A 7,515-nucleotide genomic window follows, 5' to 3' on the forward strand; every position below is an offset into this window, starting at 1 on the left:
CATCGGGCCGGCGCGGGTGGTGGAGGCGCGGCCCGATGCGCCCGCCCCGGCACGCGGGGAATCGCTGCTGCGCGGGGCGATGCTGGCCGGGCATAACGCGGCGCGCGCCGAGGTCGGCGTGGCGCCCCTGGTATGGGACGAGGCGCTGGCGCGTTCGGCGGCGGCCTATGCGCGGGAGATGGCGCGGACCGGCCGCTTCGCGCACGCCGAACAGCCGCAGGGGCCGCGGCGCGAGGGCGAGAACCTGTTCACCGGGACGCGCGGGGCATACGGCTATGACGAGATGGTCGCGCTGTGGGTGGCGGAGAAGCGCGACTTCGTGAACCGCGCGGTGCCCGATGCGAGCCGGTCGGGCAACTGGGGCGGGGTGGCCCATTACGTGCAGATCGTGTGGCGCGGATCGCGCGCGATGGGGTGCGCGATGGCGTCCAGCCGCCGCGACGATTATCTGGTGTGCCGCTATTCCCCCGCCGGCAACGTGGTCGGCGAGCGGGCTTTCTGACGGGACGGGCGCATTTGACAGCGGCGGACGCGTCGCGCAGCACGGCGCGCGACATGTCACGGCGGGAGTAGGCGACCATGCGTTTCGTAGCGGCGATCGGGGCGGCGTTGTTGGTGCTGGCCGCAGGGCCCGTGGCGGCACAGGACCGCGAGGGGGAAGACCATCCGCTGCTGCCGCGCTATCCGGGCGCGGTGATCGACGATTATCGCGCGCCGTCGCTGGACGAGATCACGATCCCGACAGGGCAGATCACCAGCCAGGATGCCAGCGGCAACCGGCAGGTGATGGAAGGGCAGGTGACGCAGATCGGCTATCGCGTGGAGCCGGCGGTCGCGCCGTTGCAGATCCAGCGATATTACGCCGACCGGCTGGCCAAGGACGGATTCCAGACGGTGTTCAGCTGCACCGGGCCGGCGTGCGGGCGCGACATGGGGGCGCTGATCTTCAATTCGGGGAAGGTCGCGCCGCCGGGGTTCGACGGGCTGTTCAACGACCGCATCCGCGTGGTCGTGGCGCGGCGCGGCGCGACCTGGATGCTGCTGCACATCGCCGATTCGTCCGACCGGTCGATCATCTACGAAGCGGTGGTCGAGGACGCCAAGCCCGCCGAGGCGCCACCCGCCGGCGGGGAATGATCCGCCGGCGCGCCGCGCCGCCGCTCAGAAGGCGGCGGCGACCAGCTGGCGGAAGGCGTCGCCGCGGTGGCTGATCGCGTTCTTTTCCTCCTCGGCGATCTGCCCGAAGGTCAGGTCGCTGCCGATCGGCTGGAAAATCGGGTCGTAGCCATGGCCCAGGTCGCCGCGCGGCGGCCAGACGAGCGTCCCGTCGACGCGCCCTTCGAACCATTCGACATGGCCGTCGGGCCAGGCGAGCGCGAGCGCGCAGACGAAATGCGCGTCGCGCGGCGCGTCCGGCATCGCATCCAGTTTGTCAGTGACGCGGCGCATCGCCAGCGCGAAGTCGCGCCCGTCGAACGCGGGCACCGGATCGACGCCGGGCAGCCCCGGATCGGCCATCCCCCAGCGCGCCGAGAAGATCCCGGGATCGCCGCCCAGCGCATCGACGCACAGCCCGCTGTCGTCGGCCAGCGCGGGCAGGCCCGACAGGTCGGCGGCGGCGCGCGCCTTCAGCTCGGCATTCATGACAAAGGTGGTGCCGGTCTCCTCCGGCTCCGGCAGGTCGAGCGACGCGGCCGAGACGACATCCAGCCCGCGGCCTTCGAGCAAGGCGGCGATCTCGCGCACCTTGCCCTCATTGTGGCTGGCGATCACCAGCTTGCCGGCGGTGAGCTTGCGGATCGCCTGGGGCGTATCGCTCTCGCCGCTCATGCGACCGCCTTTGCCTGCGCCGCGAAGATGTCGGCGCAGCCGATCCGCGCCAGCCGCAGCAGCCGCAGCAGCGCCTCCTCGTCATAGGTGGCGTGTTCGGCGGTGGCCTGCGCCTCGGCGATATGGCCGTTTTCGAGCAGGACGAAATTGGCGTCTGCGTCGGCGTTCGAGTCCTCGTCGTAATCGAGGTCGAGCACCGGCTGCCCCTGATAGATGCCGCAGGACACCGCCGCGACCTTCTGCGTCAGCGGATCGGCGGCGAGCTTGCCGCTTTCCAACAGGCCGTCGACCGCGAGGCGCAGCGCGACCCATGCGCCCGAAATGGCTGCGGTGCGGGTGCCGCCGTCGGCCTGGATGACGTCGCAGTCGAGCGTGATCTGGCGTTCGCCCAACAGCGCCATGTCGGTCACCGCGCGTAGCGAACGGCCGATCAGCCGCTGGATTTCCTGCGTCCGGCCCGATTGCTTGCCCTTGGCCGCCTCGCGGCTGCCGCGGGTGTGCGTGGCGCGCGGCAGCATCCCATATTCGGCAGTGACCCAGCCCTGACCCTTGCCGCGCAGGAACGGGGGCACGCGCTCCTCCACGGAGGCGGTGACCAGCACCCTGGTATCGCCGAACCCGATCAGCACCGATCCTTCCGCATGGCGGGTGAAGCGGGGCTCGATGGTGATGGTGCGCATCTGGTCGGGCGCGCGGCCGCTGGGGCGCATTCAACTCTCCTGAAACATGGACGCGCCGGCCGTAGGCGCAGACGCGCGCGGCAACAAGGGGCGAGCGGAGTGCGCACGGTCCGCCAGGGCGCCGGGCGGGGCGCGTCATCCTCCGGCAAGGTGCTGCAACCGGGGGAGATTTCCAATTCTGCGCGGTGCCGCGTTAACCCGAAAGTATCAATCGGAACGGTAGGGGAGATGGTGAAGACAAAAATGTAACGGGGAATTTACCAGATGGGGAAGTGGGGATGTCTGCTGGCGACGACGGCCGGCGCCGCAGTCGCGCTGGTCGGTGCCGGACCGGCGGCCGCGCAGGGGCTGCGCGAAGTCGTGCCGAGCCAGAAGGAGCAGGCACAAGGCGCACAGCCGACGCCTGCCCCGTCCGCGAACACCGCCGACATCGTCGTCACCGCGACGCGCCGGTCGCAGCGCTTGTCGAACGTGCCGATCGCGGTCAGCGCCTATAGCACCGCCGCGTTGCAGAATTCGGGCGCGACCGACATCCGCCAGATGGCGCAGCTGGCGCCGTCGCTGATCGTGTCGTCGACCGGATCGGAAGCCAATGCCACCGCGCGGCTGCGCGGCATCGGCACGGTGGGCGACAACCCTGGGCTGGAAAGCTCGGTCGCGGTGTTCATCGACGGCGTGTATCGCAGCCGTACCGGATCGGGGCTGAACGACCTGGGCGAGGTGGAGCGGATCGAGGTGCTGCGCGGGCCGCAGGGCACGCTGTCGGGGCGCAACTCGTCCGCCGGCGCGATCAGCATCTATACCAAATATCCCGATTTCACCTTCGGCGGCTATGGCGAGGCGACCTACGGCAATTTCAACGCGGTGCGGCTGGCCGGCGCGCTGACCGGGCCGATCGTCGCCGACAAGCTGGCGTTCCGCGTCGACGGCGTGTTCGCCAAGCGCGACGGCTTCTACCACGATGTCGTCAACGACACCGATTACAACGACCGCAACCGCTATTTCGTGCGCGGGCAGCTATTCTTCAAACCGACCGCCGATTTTTCGATCCGGCTGATCGGCGACTATACGCATCGCGACGAAAAGTGCTGCGGCGCGGTCTATATCGACACGCGCGAGAAGTTCGATCCGACGCCGGGCGTGCCGGGCGACTATGAGATCGCGGCGCAGAACCGCATCGTGTCGGTGTTGCAGAGCCTGGGCGGCGTGCTGCCCAGCGCGGGCGACCCGTACAACCGCCTGATCGCGAACACGCGCGGCCGCGCCTATTCCAACGTCACCACCGATTACGGCGTGTCGGCCCGCATCGGCTGGAACATCGGCAGTGTCCAGCTGATCTCGATCAGCGCGTATCGCGAATACAAGGCCGGCGGCGCGGCGGACATCGACTATGGCAATGTCGACATCGGCTATCGCCCCGACGACGGCAACGCCTATCGCGAATTCCACACCTTCACGCAGGAAACCCGGCTGAGCGGCGGGCTGTTCGGCGGGCGGCTCGACTGGCTGGTGGGCGGTTATTACGCGCACGAGGACCTGGAGGTCGTCGACAACCTGAAATTCGGATCGCAATATGGCGCGTTCGCGGCGTGCCGCATGGTCGCGACGATCAACCCGGCCGCGGCGCTGCGCAATCCGGCCAATGCCGGCTGCCTGAGCACCGCCGGACGCGCCGCGCTGACCGCGGCGGTGGGGCCCCAGATCATCGGCGGGATCGACCGGCTGAGCACGATGAGCAACGTCGGCAGCCTGCGCGACGTCTACGATCAGGGCAGCCGCAACTGGGCGCTGTTCACGCACAACATCTTCAAGCTGACCGACACGCTGAGCGTCACCGGCGGGCTTCGCTACACGCATGAGAGCAAGACGCTGAACGCGGCGTTCAACAACAACAACACCGCTTGCCCGGCGCAGCAGGCCGCGCTCGGCCCGCTGCTCGGCAATGCCGCGCTGCGCTCGCTGGCGGCGGGGATCATCACGCTGACCTGCACCGGCAATTCCTCGTCCGCGCTGACCGGCGTGCCGATCCGCGACAAGATCGACGAAGGGCAGCTGACCGGCTCCGCCGTGCTGTCGTGGAAGCCGGTGCCCAGCACGTTGCTGTACGCATCCTATGCGCGTGGGTACAAGGCGGGCGGCTACAACCTCGACCGGTCGGACCTGTCGGCGACGGTGTTCGCGACGCCGACCGCGGCCAGCGCGATGAACCTGCGGTTCGATCCCGAAACGGTCAACGCCTATGAAATGGGCGTCAAGTACAGCTCGCGCCAGTTCACCGCGAACCTTGCGGCCTACCGGTCGGAGTTCCGGAATTTCCAGCTGAACACGTTCAACGGCACCAACTACATCGTCCAGAACATCGGATCGTGCGATACGTCGCTGAACGGCGCGGATCGCGACGAATCGTCCACCACCGGCGCGTGCACCGGGAAGGTCGGCGCCGGTGTGGTGACCCAGGGGTTCGAGCTGGAGGGCGGCGCCTATCCCGCGCCGGACGTCACCTTCACGCTGGGCTATACCTATGCCCATACCCAGTATCGCGACAATCTGGTCGGCAGCGCATCGGGCGAGCCGCTGAACGCGGCGCTGTTCCTGCTGCCGGGCAACCAGATGTCGAACGCGCCGCGCCACACGGTCACCAGTTCGGCGACGTGGACGCCGCCGCTGGGCACGGGCGGGCTGACCGCGCTGTTCTACGTCGATAGCCGGATGACCAGCGACTATAACACCGGGTCGGACCTGTTCGCCGAGGAGAACCAGGACGGCTTCTTCCTGGTCAACGCGCGCATCGGCGTGCGCGGGCGCGACCAGCGCTGGGCGCTGGAATTCTGGGGCCAGAACGTGTTCGACACCGATTACCAGCAGGTCGCCTTCTCCGCCCCGTTCCAGGGCGCGGGCAGCGTGTCGCAGGTCAAGCGGTTCGGCGCGCCGAACTTCGCCACCGGCAATGTGCTGTTCTCGAGCTTCCTGGCCGAGCCGCGCACCTATGGCGTGACGCTGCGCTCGCGCTTCTGATCGTCAACCTTCACGAACGGGTCGCACCCATGAAGATACCCCGCAAACTGGGCTGGTCCTTCCTGACCATCATCGCGACCGCGGTGTTGGTGATGGCCGGGTTCCTGGCCGCGATCATGATGATCGCGCGCTCGACGCAGGACAGCAACGCCAGCCAGAGCGTCTTTGCCAAGGCGCTGACGCTGGAAACCGCGATCCTGCGCCAGAACAGCCAGTTTCGCGGCTTCCTGGTGACGGGCGACGTCACGTACCTGAAATCGTATGACGAGGGACGCACGGAGTTCGATAAGACCGCGGTCGAACTGGATGCGATGCTGACCGACCCGGCGCAGAAGGCGCTGCTGGCGGAGGCGCGCACGAAGACGCTGGAATGGCGCCGCGACTGGGGCGACCGGCTGATCCCGTGGGTGAAGGCCGGGCGTCGCGACGAGGCGCAGCAGGCGGTGCGCGACGCCGGCAAGAAGGTGTTGGTCAGTGCGATCGCGCTGCCGCTGCGCGCGTTGCGGGCCAAGGAGACCGACGCACTGGCGGCCTATGCCGCGCGCCAGCAATGGGCGATCGACACCGCGCTGATCGTGCTGGGGATCGGCACGGTCGCACTGATCGGCATCGCGATCGGCTTGTCGCGGATGTTGACGCGGGCGATCGCACGGCCGATCACCACGCTGACCGCGACGATGGCCGAACTGGCCGACGGGCGGCACGACATCCGGGTGCCGGGCACGTCGCGCAGCGACGAGCTCGGCGATATGGCGCGCGCGGTCGAGGTGTTCCGCCAGACCGCCGCGGCCAAGCAGGCCGACGACCGCGATCGCGCCGCCGCGATGGCGACGATCGGCAGCAGCCTGAGCCGGCTGTCGGAGGCCGATCTGACAGCGCGGATCAGCGACCTGCCCGAGGCGTTCCGGCGCCTGTCCGACGATTTCAACGCCGCCACCGGCAGCCTGTCGCAGGTGCTGGGCGGGGTGCGCCGCAGCGTCGAGGCGATCAAGCAGAATACCGGCGAGATCAGCGACGCGACCGGCGACCTGTCGCTGCGCACGGAACAGGAAGCCGCCGCGCTCCAGCAATCGGCTTCGGCGCTGGACGAGGTGACGCGATCGATCCGCGACGGCGCCGGTGCGGCGACGAACGCGAGCGCGGCGATGGCGCAGACCCGCGCCGAGGCCGAACAGGGCGGCGACGTGGTGCGCCGCGCGATCGGTGCGATGAACGGCATCGAACAGGCCAGCAACGAGATCGCCGAGATCATCGCGCTGATCGACGGAATCGCGTTCCAGACCAACCTGCTGGCGCTGAACGCCGGGGTCGAGGCGGCGCGTGCGGGGGAGGCGGGCAAGGGCTTTGCCGTCGTCGCCAGCGAAGTGCGCGCGCTGGCGCAGCGGTCCGCCGATGCCGCGACCGAGGTGAAGGCGCGCGTCTCGGCCGCTTCCACCCACGTCCGCGCCGGTGCCGAGCTGGTCGACCAGACCGGGCAGGCGTTGACGCGAATCATCGAGCGGGTGACGACCGTCAGCGCCTCGATCGACGCGGTCGCGCGCTCGTCGGACGAACAGGCGCAGAGCCTGGGCCAGATCAACGTCGCGATCGGCGAGATGGACGCGATGACGCAGCAGAATGCCGCGATGGTCGAGGAGACCTCCGCCGCCGCGCGCCGGCTGGTGGAGGAGGCCGAACAGTTGGCCGCCTCCGTCGCGATCTTCGCGATCGACAGCGCCTCAGCGTCCGCGGCCGCGGTGCCGCGCGCGCTGCGCCGCGCCCCGGTGGCGGTATCGACGGAGCCGCGGCGGGTCGCCAATGGTGACTGGTCGGCATTTTGATCGACATGCTCGCGGCGATCGATCATCGCCTTGCCGGTACGGATGAGGCCGAGATGACCGTCGCTGCCAGCCCGATCGGCCCGCTGGGCCGCCATGCCGCGGCGGTGCGCGCGATGGGATCGCGCTTCGTCGCCGACGTGCTGGCGGCGGGCGAGCGGCAGCACGTCGGC

The 7,515-nt window shown here is 69.2% G+C and carries 6 protein-coding genes; 4 read left to right on the plus strand and 2 right to left on the minus strand.

From position 1 onward, the window contains the following. Window position 1: 1 nt before the first annotated feature. Window positions 2-502, plus strand: a complete 501-nt coding sequence (locus AX685_RS12015; protein WP_231738831.1) for a CAP domain-containing protein — start codon at window positions 2-4, stop codon at window positions 500-502. Between the two features lie 77 nt (window positions 503-579). After that, window positions 580-1,137, plus strand: coding sequence for a hypothetical protein (locus AX685_RS12020; RefSeq protein WP_066488992.1), 558 nt, complete (start codon window positions 580-582; stop codon window positions 1,135-1,137). A gap of 24 nt (window positions 1,138-1,161) precedes the next feature. On the opposite strand, the gene rdgB is transcribed toward AX685_RS12020, so the two are convergent. Then, a complete protein-coding gene (gene rdgB, locus AX685_RS12025) occupies window positions 1,162-1,830 on the minus strand; it encodes an RdgB/HAM1 family non-canonical purine NTP pyrophosphatase (protein ID WP_066489000.1) in 669 nt (222 codons plus the stop codon). Then, complete coding sequence (rph, locus tag AX685_RS12030) at window positions 1,827-2,540, minus strand: ribonuclease PH (protein WP_066489002.1); 714 nt, start codon at window positions 2,538-2,540, stop codon at window positions 1,827-1,829. Before rph ends, rdgB begins: the two co-directional genes overlap by 4 nt. Window positions 2,541-2,774: 234 nt before the next feature. On the opposite strand from rph, the gene AX685_RS12035 reads away from it, so the two are divergent. Then, window positions 2,775-5,525 carry a TonB-dependent receptor gene (locus AX685_RS12035; protein ID WP_066489004.1) on the plus strand — a complete coding sequence of 917 codons (2,751 nt, stop codon included), beginning with the start codon at window positions 2,775-2,777 and terminating at the stop codon, window positions 5,523-5,525. Between the two features lie 29 nt (window positions 5,526-5,554). Continuing rightward, a complete protein-coding gene (locus AX685_RS12040; protein WP_066489008.1) occupies window positions 5,555-7,345 on the plus strand; it encodes a methyl-accepting chemotaxis protein in 1,791 nt (596 codons plus the stop codon). Window positions 7,346-7,515: the final 170 nt, after the last annotated feature.

This window comes from Sphingomonas sp. CCH9-F2, from assembly GCF_001556735.1.
Classification (GTDB): domain Bacteria; phylum Pseudomonadota; class Alphaproteobacteria; order Sphingomonadales; family Sphingomonadaceae; genus Sphingomonas; species Sphingomonas ginsenosidimutans.